Annotated in this window: 15 protein-coding genes and 1 pseudogene; 6 read left to right on the plus strand and 10 right to left on the minus strand. The window is 34.3% G+C overall.

Annotated features, from left to right (window positions below):
• Nucleotides 1-12: 12 nt before the first annotated feature.
• A complete protein-coding gene (locus tag OPR52_RS00615) occupies nt 13-180 on the minus strand; it encodes a hypothetical protein (protein WP_265038244.1) in 168 nt (55 codons plus the stop codon).
• A 340-nt stretch (nt 181-520) separates the two neighbouring features.
• Here OPR52_RS00615 and OPR52_RS00620 point away from each other — a divergent pair, with 340 nt between their 5' ends.
• A complete protein-coding gene (locus tag OPR52_RS00620; RefSeq protein WP_265037763.1) occupies nt 521-1,846 on the plus strand; it encodes an IS4 family transposase in 1,326 nt (441 codons plus the stop codon).
• Nucleotides 1,847-1,987: 141 nt separating this feature from the next.
• Here the strand turns inward: OPR52_RS00620 and glmU are convergent, their stop codons facing one another.
• Together glmU and pheS are read right to left on the minus strand one after the other, a co-directional pair.
• Nucleotides 1,988-3,280 carry a bifunctional UDP-N-acetylglucosamine diphosphorylase/glucosamine-1-phosphate N-acetyltransferase GlmU gene (glmU, locus tag OPR52_RS00625; protein ID WP_320109385.1) on the minus strand — a complete coding sequence of 431 codons (1,293 nt, stop codon included), beginning with the start codon at nt 3,278-3,280 and terminating at the stop codon, nt 1,988-1,990.
• Complete coding sequence (gene pheS / locus OPR52_RS00630; RefSeq protein ID WP_264723232.1) at nt 3,281-4,324, minus strand: phenylalanine--tRNA ligase subunit alpha; 1,044 nt, start codon at nt 4,322-4,324, stop codon at nt 3,281-3,283.
• 459 nt (nt 4,325-4,783) lie between these two features.
• On the opposite strand from pheS, the gene OPR52_RS00635 reads away from it, so the two are divergent.
• Together OPR52_RS00635 and OPR52_RS00640 are read left to right on the plus strand one after the other, a co-directional pair.
• On the plus strand, nt 4,784-5,554 hold the full coding sequence (locus tag OPR52_RS00635; RefSeq protein ID WP_265038248.1) for an IS110 family transposase: 771 nt from the start codon (nt 4,784-4,786) through the stop codon (nt 5,552-5,554).
• 65 nt (nt 5,555-5,619) lie between these two features.
• A complete protein-coding gene (locus OPR52_RS00640; protein WP_265037763.1) occupies nt 5,620-6,945 on the plus strand; it encodes an IS4 family transposase in 1,326 nt (441 codons plus the stop codon).
• Between the two features lie 81 nt (nt 6,946-7,026).
• Here OPR52_RS00640 and OPR52_RS00645 read toward each other — a convergent pair whose 3' ends face one another.
• From OPR52_RS00645 to OPR52_RS00675, 7 genes and pseudogenes are all read right to left on the minus strand, one after another.
• A complete protein-coding gene (locus tag OPR52_RS00645; protein ID WP_065095024.1) occupies nt 7,027-7,251 on the minus strand; it encodes a gpW family head-tail joining protein in 225 nt (74 codons plus the stop codon).
• Between the two features lie 107 nt (nt 7,252-7,358).
• Nucleotides 7,359-9,184: pseudogene (locus OPR52_RS00650) on the minus strand (phage terminase large subunit family protein).
• A complete protein-coding gene (locus OPR52_RS00655) occupies nt 9,181-10,665 on the minus strand; it encodes an ankyrin repeat domain-containing protein (RefSeq protein ID WP_265038249.1) in 1,485 nt (494 codons plus the stop codon). The pseudogene OPR52_RS00650 and the gene OPR52_RS00655 overlap by 4 nt, the downstream one beginning before the upstream one ends.
• 18 nt (nt 10,666-10,683) lie before the next feature.
• Nucleotides 10,684-11,154 carry a hypothetical protein gene (locus OPR52_RS00660; RefSeq protein WP_265038251.1) on the minus strand — a complete coding sequence of 157 codons (471 nt, stop codon included), beginning with the start codon at nt 11,152-11,154 and terminating at the stop codon, nt 10,684-10,686.
• 183 nt (nt 11,155-11,337) lie between these two features.
• Nucleotides 11,338-13,239 (minus strand): hypothetical protein, encoded by a 1,902-nt coding sequence (locus OPR52_RS00665; RefSeq protein WP_265038253.1) that lies wholly within the window; start codon nt 13,237-13,239, stop codon nt 11,338-11,340.
• 179 nt (nt 13,240-13,418) lie between these two features.
• A complete protein-coding gene (locus OPR52_RS00670; RefSeq protein ID WP_265038254.1) occupies nt 13,419-14,582 on the minus strand; it encodes a DNA modification methylase in 1,164 nt (387 codons plus the stop codon).
• A gap of 59 nt (nt 14,583-14,641) precedes the next feature.
• Nucleotides 14,642-15,133 (minus strand): crossover junction endodeoxyribonuclease RuvC, encoded by a 492-nt coding sequence (locus tag OPR52_RS00675; protein ID WP_265038256.1) that lies wholly within the window; start codon nt 15,131-15,133, stop codon nt 14,642-14,644.
• Between the two features lie 218 nt (nt 15,134-15,351).
• Here OPR52_RS00675 and OPR52_RS00680 point away from each other — a divergent pair, with 218 nt between their 5' ends.
• From OPR52_RS00680 to OPR52_RS00690, 3 genes are all read left to right on the plus strand, one after another.
• Nucleotides 15,352-16,281, plus strand: a complete 930-nt coding sequence (locus tag OPR52_RS00680; RefSeq protein WP_265038258.1) for a hypothetical protein — start codon at nt 15,352-15,354, stop codon at nt 16,279-16,281.
• A gap of 113 nt (nt 16,282-16,394) precedes the next feature.
• Nucleotides 16,395-16,583, plus strand: a complete 189-nt coding sequence (locus OPR52_RS00685) for a hypothetical protein (protein ID WP_265038260.1) — start codon at nt 16,395-16,397, stop codon at nt 16,581-16,583.
• Nucleotides 16,549-17,664, plus strand: a complete 1,116-nt coding sequence (locus OPR52_RS00690; RefSeq protein ID WP_265038261.1) for a hypothetical protein — start codon at nt 16,549-16,551, stop codon at nt 17,662-17,664. Before OPR52_RS00685 ends, OPR52_RS00690 begins: the two co-directional genes overlap by 35 nt.
• The last annotated feature ends 781 nt before the right edge of the window (nt 17,665-18,445 follow it).

The following is an 18,445-nucleotide window of genomic DNA, read 5'->3' on the forward strand; positions in this document are numbered from 1 at the left end:
ATATTAAGAAATTTACCAAGCGAAAAAAAAGGCAAAAGAAGCCCCGTGGTTATTGTCCGCTTTAAAATATTGGCGTTTTTTATGTTTTAAACGCTTGACAAGCAAGATTAAGCTGCTTTTAATTGCAACTAACTTACGCTGCAAATGTTTAAGAAGTTTACTAAGCAGAAAAAAAGACAAAGAATCCCCGAGTTAGCTAGTCTTTTACTATCTCTGTCGAGTATTGGCATTTTTTGATGTCTTGTAACGCTTTATAAGCGCGTTCAGCTTATTTAGATAAAAATCTAGATGTAGATGAAGTTTTGTAAAGACATACAGTATCTATATACTGCAAAAAATTGAACATAAGACGCCGATACATTAAGTAATCCTTACCTTTTAATCTGCAGATTGGCGAAAGCAAATACAATAGCTTCACTGTTATGATAAGCATACGCGTCAAGTTAAGGAAATAAAGGTATGAAAGAGATAGAATAATAAGGTATAAGTTCTCCCAGATATACTTTTAGTGAGAGAACCAATGAATAAAATAACTTGCTTATCAAAAAAGCTCAAAGAATTTTTTAATGAAAAAGCAGAGAAAATCTCAATTACAACAAGGTTTATAAAAAGAAAGAGAAAGCTAAAAGGTTCATCATTCGTAAAAGCCATGGTCTTGGGTAATATAGGAGTTGATAATTGTAGCGTAGAAACAATGTGTCAATTACTAAACGAGGACTCGATAGATATAACAAAACAAGGTTTGGATTTTAGATTTACTGAAGAAGCAGTGGAATTTATGAAAAGGATGTATAATGAATCTGTGGTTCTCTTTAAAAATATCTTGCAAGTTGATTGCAAAATCTTACAGCAATTTAATAGTGTTAAATTATTGGACAGTAGCTATATTACTCTACCTAACAGTATGGAAGAGATGTATAAAGGTTATGGTACTAGCTACAGTGGCTATGAAAGCAATACTAAGTCTGGAATAAAGTTACAATTAGTTTTCGATTACATGAATCAGATAATAGACCAACTTAATTTAACGGAGGGAATAAGATCAGACCAGGGATATAGGAAACATTTAAGTAATATATCAAGCAATGATTTGCTAATATCTGATCTCGGTTATTTTGTGCCAAGTTCTTTTAAACAAATCAATGAAATAGGAGCTTATTTCATAAGTCGTTATAAATCCGATACCAACGTATATGATGTAGAAACAAATCAAAAAATGGAGTTATTAGAATGTTTAGAGGATAAGTTATTTTTAGAAAACGAGGTATTGTTAGGAAAAGAAGCAAAAATTAGAGTAAGAATTATATGTCAGAAACTAACTGAAGAACAGTCTATAGCCAGAAGAAGGAAAGCTAATAGATTAGCAAGATCGCAGGGATATACATCCTCTAAAAGAAATCAAAAATTGTTGAACTGGTCAATATTTATAACTAATGTTCCAGAAAATAAAATTAGTGCTGAGCAAGTATTAACGATTTACAGAGTAAGGTGGCAAATTGAGTTATTATTTAAATTGTATAAAAGCCATATCAGACTTGATAAGCTAAAAGGAAAGCCATGCAGAGTATTATGTGAACTATATGCTAAATTGTGCGCAATTCTTATATTTCACGGCATAGTTGTTTGCACAGAAGTGAAAAAGAATACAGAACTTAGCTTAACAAAGGCATTTATTGAGCTAAAAAGGCGGGTTAGAGAGTTATTTTTAGTATTAACCAAAATTAATAGTTTAAAAGCATTTCTTAAAAAACTCACTATAACTTGGTCGCGATTTTCATTAAAAGACAAACGTAGAAGGGCTAGAGTATCCACTTTAACCTCTCTAAATTTGCTCACAATCTCTTAACTTGACGCGTATGGTTATGATAAGGGGGCTGGCGGAGTTTGTCAAGGAAGTTTTTTTGTTTCTATTCCCAATAAAAGTTTGTTATATGGTTATGCAAGAAGTCTAATATTAAAAATGACACAACAACATAATTAAATTAGACTACTTTATTCTCTTAGTTACTTGCTTTTCTCTTGCTATTGCAAGGCTTTTTTCTGGTACATCCTCAACTATAACACTACCTGCTGCAATTACAGATTCATCATGAATATTAAGCGGCGCAATTAGTGAGCTATTGGCGCCAACAAAGCAATTGCTCCCTATATTCGTTTCATGTTTATTTTTCCCATCATAATTACAAACAATAGTGCCTGCTCCTATATTACTCTCCTGCCCTACTTTAGCATTTCCTATATAACTTAAGTGTTTTATTCTAGTGTTTCGACCAACTTCACTTGTTTTCACTTCCACAAAATTTCCTATTTTTGCCTTATTACCAATTGTTGTGTTTCCGCGTATTCTGGTAAATGGACCGACCTCAGCATTACTTTTAATTAAGCAATTTTCTAAATGCGAAAATGGCAGTATTTTCGCACCAGACTCTATTTTCACTCCAGTACCGAAAAAAACATATGGGTAAATAACTGAATCTCTGGCAATTTGCGTATCAAGAGAAAAGAAAACAGTCTCTGGTGCAACAAGCGTTACTCCGGAGTCGGTAAAAACTTTTCTTTTATTTTCTTGAAAGTAAAATTCAGCTTTTATAAGGTCATTTCTGTTATTTATTCCAGTTGCCTCTTCTCCACCGGTAATAACGTAACCGACATTTAAATTACTCTTCACTGCAATAGAAACTATATCAGTCAAATAATATTCATGAGTTGAGCGATTGCACTCTATTTTCTCCACCAATTCACGTAAATTCTTTGCACATGCCACCATTATTCCAGCATTGGCAAGAAATTCTTCATGATTATTTTTATCACTCTTTGCTTCTACGATTTCTCTTAAGGAACCATTCTCAATGATTAACCTACCATATTCTTTATTGCTTGCCCTAAAACCTAGGCAAACTAGAGTCTTGCCTTCTAAATAACTAACCATTTTAGTTATTGTGCTGCTTTTTATGAGCGGAGTATCTCCATACTGCACAACAACTATGTTCAAATCTGGCAATTCTTTCAGGTTTCTCATCGCAGTTTTGACTGCATCTCCCGTGCCGAGTGTTGATTCTTGTGTAATTAACTGTATATCCTCAAAGCACTTTAGTCTTTCAATTAAAGGCTGATCAACTACAACAGCAATATTTTCAGGATTTAACTGTTTTGCATTGTAAATGACATGCTGAAGCATGGAAAAATTGCCTATTTCGTGCAGAACCTTAGGCAAATCTGAATTCATCCGCCTGCCATGCCCGGCAGCAAGTATGATAAAAGTATGAGCTTTATTTATCACTTATCTTAAAGATGAAAAATGAAAACCATAATGATCAAGCCAACTGATTTTGTTATCGTAAAAGCTTCTTAGGTCGCTGATTTGATATTTTAGCATCGCAAGCCTTTCTATACCAATGCCAAACGCAAAACCGTTGTATTTAGTATGGTCTATTCCAACATTTTGAAAGACATTTGGATGCACCATACCACATCCAAGCACTTCTATCCATTTACTACCTTTATAACTTATGTCCACTTCCGCAGAGGGTTCAGTAAAAGGAAAAAAACTATTACGAAAGCGTATCTTCAGCCCTTTATCGCTAAAGAACTTATTAAGGAAGTGATGGATAGTAAATTTTAACTGGCCCATATTGACACTTTCATCGACATATAACCCTTCTATCTGGTGAAACATAGGAGTGTGAGTTGCATCAAAGTCATTTCTGTATACTCTACCTGCAGCTACTATTTTAATTGGGAACTTTTTTGTTTTTTCCATGGTTCTAATCTGTACAGATGAGGTGTGAGTGCGCAGTACCATTCTTTTATCATCTATTTTGTTCTTTAAGTAGAAGGTATCTTGCTCCTCTCGCGCAGGATGATGACTTGGAGTATTCAGTGCATCAAATACATGAAATTCATCTTCAATATCAGGGCCATCAACTGCTTTAAAACCCATATGTGCAAAAATAAGCTTTACTTCATTTATAACCTTACTGAGTGGATGGACCTTGCCCATTTTTTCTGGTCTAACGGGCAACGTGATATCAACCGCCTCGTTCTGCAATTTAAAGCTAACTTCTTCGGCTTTTAGTATATTTTCCTTATTCATTATAAGCTGATCTAGCTTATTACGTAAAACGTTGATAACTTCGCCTAAATCACGCTTTTTCTCTGCATTTTCTATCTTTTTTAAGTTATCAAAATACGCTCTAACTACACCCTTTTTTCCCAAATATAATAGTCTAACTTTTTCTAAATCTTGCAAAAAAGAAGCATTCTCAATTTCGGAAACTGCTTTATCTTCAAGTGAAAGTATGTCATCTAATAACTCTTTATTCATCTTAAAAACGCTGGCTTAAACTTTCATTATAGTGAAATTTTAAATATCATCAACAATTCGAAAAATTGCCCTATTCTGATTATTAATTTATTGACTGATTAATCTTATTTATTTACCTTTGCGTTGATGAATTCACTGTATCAACTATGCACAACAGTAACACTGAAACTAAGAATAAGTATAAAATAGAGGATTTACCTAAGCTCTTTAAGGAAAAATCCAAAAACATAAGTAAAGCATTTTCTAGCGAAACAATTAAGATCAGTGCTATTCGCTCGAGAAGTATTGAAAGCAATATACAAAAATTTTCATTTGAGCTAACAGCAACAGATAAAGACACATACTGTAATTGCTATTGAATGATGGAGAGACATACTCCATTATTTTAGCACGAAGTAACAAGTTCAATAGAATTAGTTCTTCAAAAATAATTTAAACTTTTACAGTAGGAGCAGCCTCATGAAATATTATAGTGGATTAGATGTCTCACTCAAGGAAACTTTTATCAGTATCATTGATGAGAAAGGAAAAATTGTTAAAGAAGAAGTTATTGTAAGTGAAAGCAGTACAATAGCGGAGTATTTGCTTAGTCAAAGCAAAAAATATGAAGCAATAGGGATAGAAAGTGGACAACTATCAATATCAATGTGCAAAGAATTGAGGAGATTTGGATTGCCAGTAACTTGTGTAGATGCAAGGCATATGGCAGCAGCATTGTCTGCAAGAATCAATAAGAATGATAAAAATGATGCAAGAGGTATAGCACAAATGATGAGAGTTGGGCTATTTAAAGAGGTATTAGTAAAGTCAGATGAAGCTTGTCAGATTAAAATAATGCTTGGAAGCAGAAGACAATTAACACGTAGCAGAGGGAAAATTGAGGGAACAATAAGAGGATTATTAAAAATATACGGGATAAAAATTGATCAGCGTGCCAGATCTACAAGTTTCGTTTTAAAAGTGCAAGAAATAATTAATGAGCTAGATGAAATTAGCAAGAACTCAATTGAAGTATTAGTACATAGCTTAGAAACAATAGAAGAATCGATAAGAAAACTTGACAAAATGCTCTCAGAGCAAGGTAAAAAAGATGAGGATTGTAAATTATTAACTACTGTTCCAGGAGTTGGTATTATAGTAGCAATGACATACAAAGCTGCGATAGATGATGCATATAGGTTTGAAACATCTTATGCAGTTGGAGCCATACGCGTCAAGTTAAGGAAATAAAGGTATGAAAGAGATAGAATAATAAGGTATAAGTTCTCCCAGATATACTTTTAGTGAGAGAACCAATGAATAAAATAACTTGCTTATCAAAAAAGCTCAAAGAATTTTTTAATGAAAAAGCAGAGAAAATCTCAATTACAACAAGGTTTATAAAAAGAAAGAGAAAGCTAAAAGGTTCATCATTCGTAAAAGCCATGGTCTTGGGTAATATAGGAGTTGATAATTGTAGCGTAGAAACAATGTGTCAATTACTAAACGAGGACTCGATAGATATAACAAAACAAGGTTTGGATTTTAGATTTACTGAAGAAGCAGTGGAATTTATGAAAAGGATGTATAATGAATCTGTGGTTCTCTTTAAAAATATCTTGCAAGTTGATTGCAAAATCTTACAGCAATTTAATAGTGTTAAATTATTGGACAGTAGCTATATTACTCTACCTAACAGTATGGAAGAGATGTATAAAGGTTATGGTACTAGCTACAGTGGCTATGAAAGCAATACTAAGTCTGGAATAAAGTTACAATTAGTTTTCGATTACATGAATCAGATAATAGACCAACTTAATTTAACGGAGGGAATAAGATCAGACCAGGGATATAGGAAACATTTAAGTAATATATCAAGCAATGATTTGCTAATATCTGATCTCGGTTATTTTGTGCCAAGTTCTTTTAAACAAATCAATGAAATAGGAGCTTATTTCATAAGTCGTTATAAATCCGATACCAACGTATATGATGTAGAAACAAATCAAAAAATGGAGTTATTAGAATGTTTAGAGGATAAGTTATTTTTAGAAAACGAGGTATTGTTAGGAAAAGAAGCAAAAATTAGAGTAAGAATTATATGTCAGAAACTAACTGAAGAACAGTCTATAGCCAGAAGAAGGAAAGCTAATAGATTAGCAAGATCGCAGGGATATACATCCTCTAAAAGAAATCAAAAATTGTTGAACTGGTCAATATTTATAACTAATGTTCCAGAAAATAAAATTAGTGCTGAGCAAGTATTAACGATTTACAGAGTAAGGTGGCAAATTGAGTTATTATTTAAATTGTATAAAAGCCATATCAGACTTGATAAGCTAAAAGGAAAGCCATGCAGAGTATTATGTGAACTATATGCTAAATTGTGCGCAATTCTTATATTTCACGGCATAGTTGTTTGCACAGAAGTGAAAAAGAATACAGAACTTAGCTTAACAAAGGCATTTATTGAGCTAAAAAGGCGGGTTAGAGAGTTATTTTTAGTATTAACCAAAATTAATAGTTTAAAAGCATTTCTTAAAAAACTCACTATAACTTGGTCGCGATTTTCATTAAAAGACAAACGTAGAAGGGCTAGAGTATCCACTTTAACCTCTCTAAATTTGCTCACAATCTCTTAACTTGACGCGTATGGCTGCATCCCACGCTGAGCTTTTTATCTTTGGTTTGTTAAATAATTGCTTGAAGGTTTTTAGCAGCATTTATAAAATTCCTTTACTCGTTGAAAAAACAATTTTCCTCTTTGGCCTCATGCCTGCAACTTTTAACTCAGCCTTAATTCGTTGTCTTAAATTCAATAAATCATTTATTTGAACTTCTCCGTACCGCACAACATGGTCACCATATGCAATTGAGACAACTCTTTCTCCGCTTTGCAGCTTCTTTATCGCTTCTTCGACTTGAATTAAATAATCTTCGTTATACATTTATAGCTCTTTTTACAATAATCCGAACAGACCGTAATATGCTACTGGCCTGCTATAGCCATAAACACATATCTTATCGCATTCGGACTATTATAAGAAAGGCTATACTACTTGCTGATCCATTTACTTTTCACTATCTTCTTCGACTTTTTACTTTCTGGTTTTTCATTTAGACTACTCCATTTACTCTCTGGCCAACGATCAATCCCAAGTGCAATAGATGCTGCTCTCGCATAAATTCGGCAATCTAGTACTTCATTTCTTTCTCTTACCTTTTGCCACTCTTGTTTAGTGTATCCTTTCACTACCTTGCTGACTAATTGCTCTGCCGTTAGCTGCTTAAAATATTCAGGTGCATACTCCGGAAAATGACAGTATCCAGGTAGAGTTTTCCCTCTTCTTCTTTTAAAACATTAAGTAATTGAAAAAGCTCTGACTTTAATATCGATACTCCTACTGGCCATAGCTTTATTCCTCTCTTTAGCTTTTGACCACCAACTGTTATATCTACTCTGCTTGGGCTACTCAGCGGCACTAGTGCTTTATTTGCACCTTTTACTGCCATTACTCTTCCACAGCTCTGATGACTTCTCACCCAGTTATATACTTCCTGCGTTGCATATCCAGCATCAACTGCCATCATGCTTATCATGTATTCAAGACCATTTTCACCGATAAAATGATGATTGAGTAACTCCGAAAGTTTTTTCCATACTTCTCTACCCCCAGTATCTCCTTCAAATACTCGATAGTCTATTGACCAACTTTCGCGGCTTTTTCCCCAGGCTACAACTTCTACTTCTAAACGATCTTTTTGTACATCTACTCCTGCGGTAAGTACCACTTCTCTCCTAGGTACTGTGCCTACGGGAAAAAATTCTCTCCTGTTAAATAATTGCTTCCAATCTGGTACTTCTCCCTTATCTACCCAGGTTTCTCCAAGCGTTGTGTTGATCCAAACTTTCAGTAATTGTTCACTTTCTTTGGCATGCAGAAAATCCTCTACTGCTTGTTGCCAACTATACCAGCCAACTGGGCTATAAAGACTTGAAAGATGAAATCCTTTTTTCTCCCCTTCTTTTACCCCTATAGCTCTCCATTCTCCACGCTCAAGCATCTCTGTCTTTTGATGATTTTCTATCTTTCCGCTACATTCTATGCAAATATAATGTGCTGTTCTCGAATCATTATTTTCCCATTTTATTTGTGACCATTTTAGAACTTGATAGTAATTACAATACGGACATGGTACAAAAAAGTATCTCTTATCTGTTGCTTCAAATTCTTTCTCAATTCTGCTTATTCCATGAATCGTTGGTGTTGATACCAGAAAAATCTTTCGACGTGCAAATGTATTGGTTCGAGCTATGCTGAGTAAAACTGGATCTCCTTCTCCTCCTGAATCTCCAGGGTAAGCATCTATTTCATCAAGAAAGAGGTATTTTACTGGCATAGATCTCAGTCCTACACTGCTATTTGCTCCAGTTATTACTACTATTCCACCTGGAAACTCCTTACTCTGTACAGTATTGCCTGAATCTCTTGACCTTGGGTCTTTTACTTTACTTTTTAAACATGGTGTACTCTCTATTAATGGTGCAAATCTTCCCTTCGACCAACGCTTTCCCATTTCAACTGTTGGCTGTACTACTAGCATTGGCCCTGGTGTTTGGTCTATAATATAGCCTATCCAATTATTTCCTGCTTCTGTTCCTCCAATCTGCGCTCCTTTCATGAATATTACTTTTTCCGCTGGAGAAGATGGAGATAGTGAATCCATGATTTCTTTTAAATAAGGAGTTCTCTCTGTTCTCCACTTTCCTGGCTCTGATGCTGCAGTTGGCGCTAAAACTCGATACTCATTCGCCCACTCTGATACTTTAAGCTGCGGATCTGGTCTTAAACCTTCAGAAAAAGCTCTAGCATATATCATTGCCTGCATCTACTCACAATTGGTTCTAACTCAACACCATTAACAGTAGGACTACACTCTTCCAGTTCCATAAACATCTTTTTCTGAAATTCGTTTTCTATATATCTTTTTCTTATCTCACTTAGCATTATTGCTACAGCAAGAGCAAATATCCCTGTCATTGTTGCAAAAATGATTGCACTGCTTATTGTTGTTGCTGTTAAACCTATATATGCTGCTACTGCTATTGCGCTGACCGTAATATAGATGCAGATAATGTTATTATGCTTTTTCATCCTTTTATCTGCTATTTCTCTCTGTGCTATATATTTATTATTAAGGGTTGGAAATTTGACAGCTGTATCTCTACAGAGCAATGCCCCATTTTTTTCAGTAAACAAAACTTTTAGTAATTCTAAATTGTTTGATTTGATTGCTAAATGTAAAATAGGTGTATAATTTGCTCCTTTTTTCAGCAATAACTTTACTACATGTAAATGCCCTTTTTCTGCAGCAAGGTAAATCGGTGATAAACCTTTATTATTTGAAATATCAATATCAATTTCTTCCTTTAAAATTGCATCTATAAGCTCAATTTCTCCTTTTTGTGCAGCTAAATGCAATAGACTATTCTTTTCAGAACCGTATTTATTACTCATCAAAGCCTTTTTTATCTCAGGTTTAGCGTAATCAAATGGTGTCTTGCCGCTATCGTCTTGTACCAGAGGGTCTATATCTTCTCGCGTTAGTAAAACTTCTATTGTTTTAAGTCTTTCAGCATAGTGTAGTGGTGTTTTATTTTCGTAGTCTTGCAAATTGACTTGAGCATTAGGCTCCCTTATTAAGCATTTGAGGATATCCAAACACAAATCTCTTTCATCGTAATTAGTATTACTTACAGCTATATGAATAGGTGACAATTTCATTGAGTTTTGTCCCATGCGCGCGCTATTTACATCTGCTCCAAGCTTTAGCAGTAACTTTACTATCTCCAACTTTTTGTTATTAACTGCATAGTGCATTGGTGTCTGATTTCGTGCATCAAAGACATCTATTTCAGCGTTTCCTTCTTCCACTAAAATTTTGACAACATTTCCATGTCCTATGCCTGCCGCTAGATGTAATGGCGTATGATGCAAAGCATTTCGTACATTAACGTCAATACCTTTTCCTATCAAATATCTAACTGCATTAACTTCACCTATCATTGCAGCTAAATGAAGTAAGCTATCTTGTTCTGATCCGTATTTGTTATTAATTAGCGCTTGTAATATTTCTGCTTTTTTCCCTTCTTTGGCGTAATCAAGAGATGTTTTACCGTCATTATCTTCTACAAAAGGATTAATGTTCTTCTTTGTGAGTAACAAATCTACCATACTTAATTCGTCAAACTCTATAGCACAATGTAGTGGTGTCTTTCCATTCAACCCTCTAACATTAACATCTAATCCAGGTTGATTGATGAGACACTTTATTAACTCTAAACTTAAGTTATCAGCCATTTTACATTCAAAATCTTTTTATATTTGAAATCTATTGTTAGATAATTCTTGGAGTGAGTTTGTAATCTCTTCAGTTAGCACCATATGAATCTTTTCAGTGTCACTCAGTGATGCAAGCAGCGCTGAAACTCTATTTGGAATATTAAGCAAATTATTACGAACAACTCTTGCTACGTTAAATGCTTCAGTTTTTACCTCTTCAATTGACACAAATTTGCCTATTTCAGCTTTCACTTTAGCTTCCAAAAGTTTACCACGCTCCGTTTCATTTTTTATTCGCGTTTTTAGCAATATCGTTGAAAGTTTTTCTCCGCGCTCTTTTCTCCTAAGTGGTTGACTTGGATCTCTTATTGCTGCTACCGCTTCATTTGCTTGTTCTCGGTCAATAAGTCCATCTTCCAGCTCAACTATTCCTTTTTTTACTAAAGAACAGACATATTGCTTTGATACTCCTATCTCTCTTGCCCATTCTGTTTGTGTGATTTTCACTTTTTTTTCTCCTCTCTCTTGTTTCTACGAATTTTCTTCTTGAATCTCTGAAAAGGTTTTGCCAGTATCAGCAATTCCCTACCTGTTTATACTTGCCGGCGTCTTAGAGATATTTTACTAATATAGAGCGAAGTACTCCGGTTTATAGCTGCTTTCTTTTTACATAGTGAAATTTGGCTATTTTCAACTAATACTATAAATTGCATCTTTGTAGTTATGAGATTCAACCACTACTTGCTCTAGCGTTAAACTGCTGCATTTGGCATCTTTACTATGGTTTTCTTCAAGCACTTTTGTCCTTGCTTCCTTTATTTCCTCGATGAACTTTCCATTAACTTTTTCTGGTTCAATTCTTTCCTCACAATATACAAGATTTGTGCAATTTGTTTTTCTGTAGTAATGTACTCCAAGGAATATCACTGATAGTGCAAGTATACTCGAGCCTATAAGTAGTGATAACCCTACGTTATTAATCAAAGCGTTCTGGTAAAACTTCTGTACACTATTAATACCACCTTCTACATACAGTAATAAAGGCAATACTATATTTGCAGCAACCAAACTGCTTAATAATGCTGTAAATAATGGCCTATCTTTGATTACTGATTCTACTTTATTTCTTCTACTAATGACTTTGTCGTCAATATTAATGAAGTTGTTCTTACCCTTCCAAGCGTTAAGTGTAAAATGTGAATGAGTACCATTGCTGTATTCCAGTTTGACTGATTTTATTACTTTATCTTTTGGTTGATACTTTAGCACCTGATTCAAAGTTTCATTCGCATTCTTTCCCCCTATTTGACACTCCTCAGTATCTCTAAATTGCTTTATTCCACAAAATATTGTGCTAATTGCAAGCAATGAAGTAATTGCTATCATTGGCATAGTAATATAGAGAGGGCTGTTTGCAAAAAATGCAATAAATTGTCCTTTATCCTGTAGATATACCAAAGCTGCAGAAGCGCTAAGTGCAACAGCAGCTATACCGAAAATTACAAATTCCTTCTGCTGCATTGCATATTTTACTCTTGGCAAAATTCTATTTGTTTTCTTTTCTTTTTTAATTAACGGGGTTTCTTCATTATCACTTTTTTCTGATGGGCTAGTTGAAAGTGTAACTGGACTATCATGATTTAATGACATATTCTCCCATCCTTGCCTGCCACAAAACTCACTCATTTCTGTTACTTGAGAATTTGATCTTGTCACCTCTGCACTTCTATTGTCTATCCCACTATCGCTTCCTTCCAAACTCTTTTTTAAAAATTTCGTATTCAGATCTACAGGTTCATCAGTTATATCTTCTGATTCTTTCTTAATTGATGTTTCTTCAGAATTTGACTTTTCTATCTCTGGACTTTGATCATTTATTTCACCATCTAAACCTCTTTTCGAGAATCTTTTACTTTGGTCTATAGTTGCATACATAGGTTCTCCTATAGCTTCTTGCTCATCACATTTTTCTCCATTTAATTGGAAAGAAGAATGTGGTAGCTTTGGTGGTGCAATATCCTGAATAATACTCAACCGATGATTTTCTGCTGTTCTAGGTGAAGGTGGAGCTACATTTCTAATATTGTCCTTCTCCAACATTCCATTCCTAGGTAACGGCTTTGGTTTATCTCCTAATTCTTTATCCTCTTCCTCTTTTTGCATTTCTTTTGTATTGTCTATTTTGGGGTTGGAAGATGTGTTGGATGCTGCCTCAAACTGATCAAGAGAATACGGACGGTTATATTCTATTCTATTTGCCTCACAAACTGCATTAAATTCGTCCTCTATGTCTTTACCATCATCCAATACTAAAGAAGAACAACTCACTGAAAAATCAGCACCTGCTTCGTCTATTTTTGCTGTAATACTGCTATCGCTACTATTGCTAATCACATTTAAAGAAGCTAGTTTGCATTCAGTGTTCAGGTCAGGTTCTTGCTTCGTACCTTTTTCAAACAATTCAATTCTCTCCTTAACAGATAGTGTAGAATTTGAAACATTATTTTCTACTTCTTCAGAAAACGATGCTTCATTATTTGTTTGCGAAGTTACTACTCCAGCTAACATCTTTTCTTGATTCATTGAGTACATCACATTTAATCCAAAGTTATTTGTTACGCTAAACTCATTAAAATACGGTATATACCAGTATTAATATTACAACTACCAAGGCTTACTAAATTTCTGTTTGCGTTATCTTTTCCACTTTTTTCTTACTGTTTTTCTTCTTGAATCTCTGAAAAAGTTTTACCAGTACCAGAAAGAATTGCTTACCTACCTGTGTACACTTGCCAACGTTTTATGGTTACATCTACAAATTTTGAATCTAGCTCTATTGTCCTACAAATTCTTCCTGTTCTCTCGCATGCAATCAGTGTACTTCCAGAGCCGCTAAATGGATCAAGTACGATATCTCCTGATCTACTGCTATTAACTATTGCTCTTTCCATTAGCTCTACTGGCTTCATTGTTGGATGTAATGAGTTATGCACTGGTTTGTCATAAAACCACAGATCACTTTGATTTCTACCCCCATGCCACTCACGTTTATTGCCGCTTTTCCATCCATAGAGCATTGCTTCGTATTGTCTTTGATAATCTGATCTTCCTAGCGTAAAGTGATTCTTTGCCCAAATGATAAATGTTGACCATTTCCCTCCCGCTTCCTCAAATACTTTTTGTAACGTTGAAAACTCTGATGATGATATGCAGATGTAAATTGCACCTTTCGTATATGCTAAAATATGGGAACAGATGTCGTAGAGAAAAAGTTCGTACTTTTCACCTTGATTATCGTTTAATATTTTTTTCTCTTCTCTTTCCTGACTGCTACCGTAATCAACGTTATATGGAGGATCACATACGGTAATATCTGCCATTTTATTATCTAATACCGCTTTATATGATTCAACTAAAGAGCTATCACCACAATAGATTCGATGATCACCTAAAATCCATAGATCAGCTGGTTTTGTTATTTCTACTTTTTTGTCATCAACAACTAAGTCAGAAAGATCTTCTTTTTCACCATCTAAATCATCAAGAAAGTTTTGAACTTTTTCTAATTCAAATCCAGTCATTTTAAGATCAAACTGTAAATCTTCTAACTCTTGAATTTCTACTTTCAAAAGCTCACCATCCCACTTTGCCCAATTAGCTGATTGATTTGCCAGTAATCGAAAAGCTTTGGTTTGTGGTTCATTTAGATTATCACTTAAGACCACTGGAATACTTTCCATACCAAGTTTTCTTGCTGCTTTAAGTCTTAAATGACCATCAACCACAGTTCCATTGCTTTTTGCAACTATTGGTATACGAAAGCCAAATTCCCTGATTGAAGCACACATTCTATTTACTACATCATCATTTTTACGAGAATTACGCTTATATTCGACGAGGTTTTCAACAGGATAGTAGTGGATTGCTAAATTCATATCTTAATAATTAAAAAGTTAATATTCAAAATATCTCTGACGCTAAAGAAGGCCTGGGGTCAGCACCACCAAACCCGCCATTCTGGCTGAAAGGACCCACTTTTTATGAGCTTATTAATATCTTTACTAATATAGAACATTAATGCCAAAGCATCAGATTCATTATCATCTTTAGGCAACCCCCCTTTTTCCTTTACAGCTTCAATAACTTCACTCTTACTTGCATTGCCTTTGCCTGCTATAAAGCGTTTTATAGTTTTAACATTAACACCTTTGTATGGTACGTGATGTTCTTCACACCAAGCAGACAGCACTGCAAGAAAACCACCATAGCAATGAGCTGCATCAGTTCCTAGATGTCTTCTCACCCCCTCAAAGTACACTGCAGAAATCTCTTTCAAAGAATTAAGCCAATTGCGAAAACTTAAAAAACACATGCCACCTCCACTGAAACGACTACCATGAAAGCTTTTGCTTCCACTTTCAATTATTCCATCTGTTAGAATTGCCCAGCCTGTTTGTTTGCCGAGATCGAGTGTTAGGATTGACACTTATATTCAGAATTTGTTTCGCTAGAGTGCTATATAATATATATTCAGGATTTGAAAAATTTTTGTCCAAAAAATCTTCTTCATAAATAAACTTTTTAGAAAAAAACTTGGTTAAAAATCAGTAAACAAGCATTGTATAATTATTGGTCAAGGCTTTCAGATTTCTATCTTAACAGTGTAATTAATCTATTATGCTAACGTAGCTTAGCTAATTTCTTATGAACGTTTACCCAAACCGTAAATTCTGGGAAGATGATTTAGAAGTACCAGTTAACTACTTACTTGAGCGTTTTCACAATACAGAAGTCCGTCATTCTTGGATGAATTCACTTTCTGGTAGGCAGTTAAGTGTTATCTTTCAACACTGCTTTAAAGACAAGCTAAATGGTCAACTCTTTGATGATCAAGACTACGATAACACATCCATACAATATAAACGCAAAGTGATTGCTAAACATTTAGACTCTCTAGTTATTTATTACCTGATTAGCTGTTTTGAACGTGCAAAGCTTGAAGCTACTGTCAGTGAAATTGCAAGATCTGCATTGACTGAGGAACTCATGAAATCCTACCTTCTAAAAGGTAACAATAAATACGACAAAAAGTCTTTGTTATTTCTATTGTTTCATGTAGATCACAACCTTTTAAAGTCTGTCTATCACTTTGAAAAAATACAAAGAAAAGGTTCTGTATCATTTGCTCTTCAAAAGACACCACGACAACCAAATGTTCCATTTAAAGACTTCATCTCTCAGGAAACCATAGTGCAGATACTGAAAGAAGACGACATTAAACGCAATGACGGTTTTGAAAATCAATTACAAGGTTTCTTCTACCATCAAAATCGTTTATATGTATTAGTTCGTAGAGCTAGTGGTATAGATTTACTACTAAACTCAAATAAGGTTATTCATGGTCATAAGCCAGATTGGATGATTTTGGATTTTCTAGTTAATGGTACTCAAGTAGATCTTACTGCCAAAAATATTGATCAAGCTACAGAGATAGCAAATAGCATTGCGAGTCGTTATTTTAGCTCTGAATGTGTTTTTGTAAACGCGCAGGATAAAAACTTTGCAGAGCAAGTATATAATTCATTAAAGTTTGTGTTGATGGCTCTGATTCAAATATATTCACTTTTGAGTTAAAATTTCAGTCAAATCGTTTCAATTACAGCTATACTAATATCACTTTGACTGTTGCTCCATATGATCCTATTGCACCGGAATTGCATGTTTTAAAGCCATTTGTAGGAGACATAGTGCCATTTATAGAGTCGATTAAAGTAATATTTCAAGGCAAAAAGATAGGCTTATTTTTCAAGCGAAGTGATGAGTATATAGCAATTTACTACTCTGAACATCCTCTGAATAAAAGGGAAAGAGAGGATTTTAAAGCATACATAAAACAATTTTATGGTCTTACAATCTTGCCAAGAGCAAATCTCTGATCTTCTTAATTCTGGCAGCTCTTGGGTTAATCCAAATCAAAATTATATCGAAGCAGCAAGGTATTTGTCGAATCTTGAATTAATTAAGATGCAAGAGAGGGCCTATATTATCTGCTCTCATAGACAAGATAAATTAGATTGGCCAAATATAGTTGATCCATACTGTAACAATGAGATTTTCATTGATGAGAACTTTAACGAAGCATGCGATAATATAATTTGTGAAAATTGCAACCGTGATATTTTACCTAATACCTACAAGAAGCAAAGATTTCACCGCTTATCTGCATATTTAAACCCAGAGAAATTTATGAATTGGTTTGAAGGTCAGCTAAGTAATACGCATTTCATGTGGCAAAAAGTGGAAAGTGGAGTTTATCATGTTGGTGGACAAGGTAAGATTATAAGTTTAATCATACTTGATTTTTGCACCAATCCAACATTCTTAACGATAGATAAGCTTAAAGCTAATTCAACTGTATTAATAATACTGAGAAAAAATCCATCAAACATACCTCTTGATTTGCCCATAGTAAAAATGGTTGACCTTTTCTTTCAGCATAAGACGTTAATTGAAGTATTCCAAGAAGCAGCACAAAGAGGAGTACTAGAGTTCATACCAAATACTTCAATGCAAATCTTACATACTGCACTTAATCTAATTGAACCTCCTAAAGAGAAGGAATTGCTAAAGTTGCAATTGATAGAGGGCTCACTTTACGTAAACAATATAGAGATTCTAAATAAGAAAGCTGTAGCATGTATGAAGGTTTTTCGCATATTATTTGAACAATTTTTGCATGATTGTAAAAAAGAATTACCTCCTGAAAAACACATGTTGCTTAGCATAACTGAAATAGAAAAGCGCCTAAATCTTGATCCAGAAGCAGATCCAGAACATCACATCAGAAAACCACTAAACACAATCCAAAGAACAATAAAAACCACCTTAGCTAAAAAGTTAGGATTAAACATCGAACGTAATGATGTGATTCAAACAGTTGGTTGGCCTGGATCATCGCGTAAAGATTATGGCTACCGTATTAACCCTTTCACTGTGCTGATAAAAGTAGTTCGTTAAGTTTTTAGTAGATTAAAGTCTCTCCGGTTCAAATCACCTATAAATAGTTTCCCAGTTCCCATTTTACAGTTGGAGCAGGGCTAGTAGCTTTTGGTTTTATATCACCTGCAGCATAGGTGCTTTAACTGCTCTTCATATTGCCTTGCATTGACAAATTTTTTCCTTCAAAGAAGATTCACTCGTTGAGATTTCCAAAATGGCACCATGCAAGCCTGCTAAAAACAGTATTCACCTATTGTAGATAAGGTATGTTTTTTGTCTCTTTCAGGCTTTTGTTTTTTCTTAAGTCTTTACAGCTAAAATAAAACGTGATATGGCTGCACAAGGTTTTCTATTGAGTTAAGCTACACATGCCCCTCATTGGGTTTTTAATGTAGTTTACAAGAGTTCTTTGGGTTAAACCTATAATTTGGTCCACCAAGTGGTATAATTACTCTAAAAAGCATTAAAAATAGGAATTAAAAAAATAGACTGTTATCAAGATGAATTTTTCTTCAACTGCTTCTGTGCTAATAATCACAATAGATATATTACATACTACTAATATGTAATATATTATATATATAAAGGAATCTGCCATTCTGCCAACTTGCTCAAATCAGCCATAGAAGGGAACTTTGGAACATATTTCAAGTTGGCAACTTAATATATAATTCTACTATCTCCTTTTGCAATGTTATACATTTCTTGGTTTTTAGCTGTTAACTGCATTTGGTAAAAGATAATAATTTGGAAATTTTTGGTATAATCTGTGCTCCTAGGTCCTGATCTTTCTCAAGCA

It is taken from the genome of Wolbachia endosymbiont (group A) of Hylaeus communis, assembly GCF_947251915.1.
Classification (GTDB): domain Bacteria; phylum Pseudomonadota; class Alphaproteobacteria; order Rickettsiales; family Anaplasmataceae; genus Wolbachia; species Wolbachia pipientis.

Bases quoted from the DNA above. Each gene is read 5' to 3' on its own strand.
- OPR52_RS00690 (WP_265038261.1), top strand. From the start codon at position 16,549: ATGGTCTTACAATCTTGCCAAGAGCAAATCTCTGATCTTCTTAATTCT.
- OPR52_RS00620 (WP_265037763.1), top strand. From the start codon at position 521: ATGAATAAAATAACTTGCTTATCAAAAAAGCTCAAAGAATTTTTTAAT.
- pheS (WP_264723232.1), bottom strand. From the start codon at position 4,324: ATGAATAAAGAGTTATTAGATGACATACTTTCACTTGAAGATAAAGCA.
- OPR52_RS00680 (WP_265038258.1), top strand. From the start codon at position 15,352: ATGAACGTTTACCCAAACCGTAAATTCTGGGAAGATGATTTAGAAGTA.
- OPR52_RS00640 (WP_265037763.1), top strand. From the start codon at position 5,620: ATGAATAAAATAACTTGCTTATCAAAAAAGCTCAAAGAATTTTTTAAT.
- OPR52_RS00645 (WP_065095024.1), bottom strand. From the start codon at position 7,251: ATGTATAACGAAGATTATTTAATTCAAGTCGAAGAAGCGATAAAGAAG.
- OPR52_RS00655 (WP_265038249.1), bottom strand. From the start codon at position 10,665: ATGGCTGATAACTTAAGTTTAGAGTTAATAAAGTGTCTCATCAATCAA.
- OPR52_RS00670 (WP_265038254.1), bottom strand. From the start codon at position 14,582: ATGAATTTAGCAATCCACTACTATCCTGTTGAAAACCTCGTCGAATAT.
- OPR52_RS00665 (WP_265038253.1), bottom strand. From the start codon at position 13,239: ATGTACTCAATGAATCAAGAAAAGATGTTAGCTGGAGTAGTAACTTCG.
- OPR52_RS00635 (WP_265038248.1), top strand. From the start codon at position 4,784: ATGAAATATTATAGTGGATTAGATGTCTCACTCAAGGAAACTTTTATC.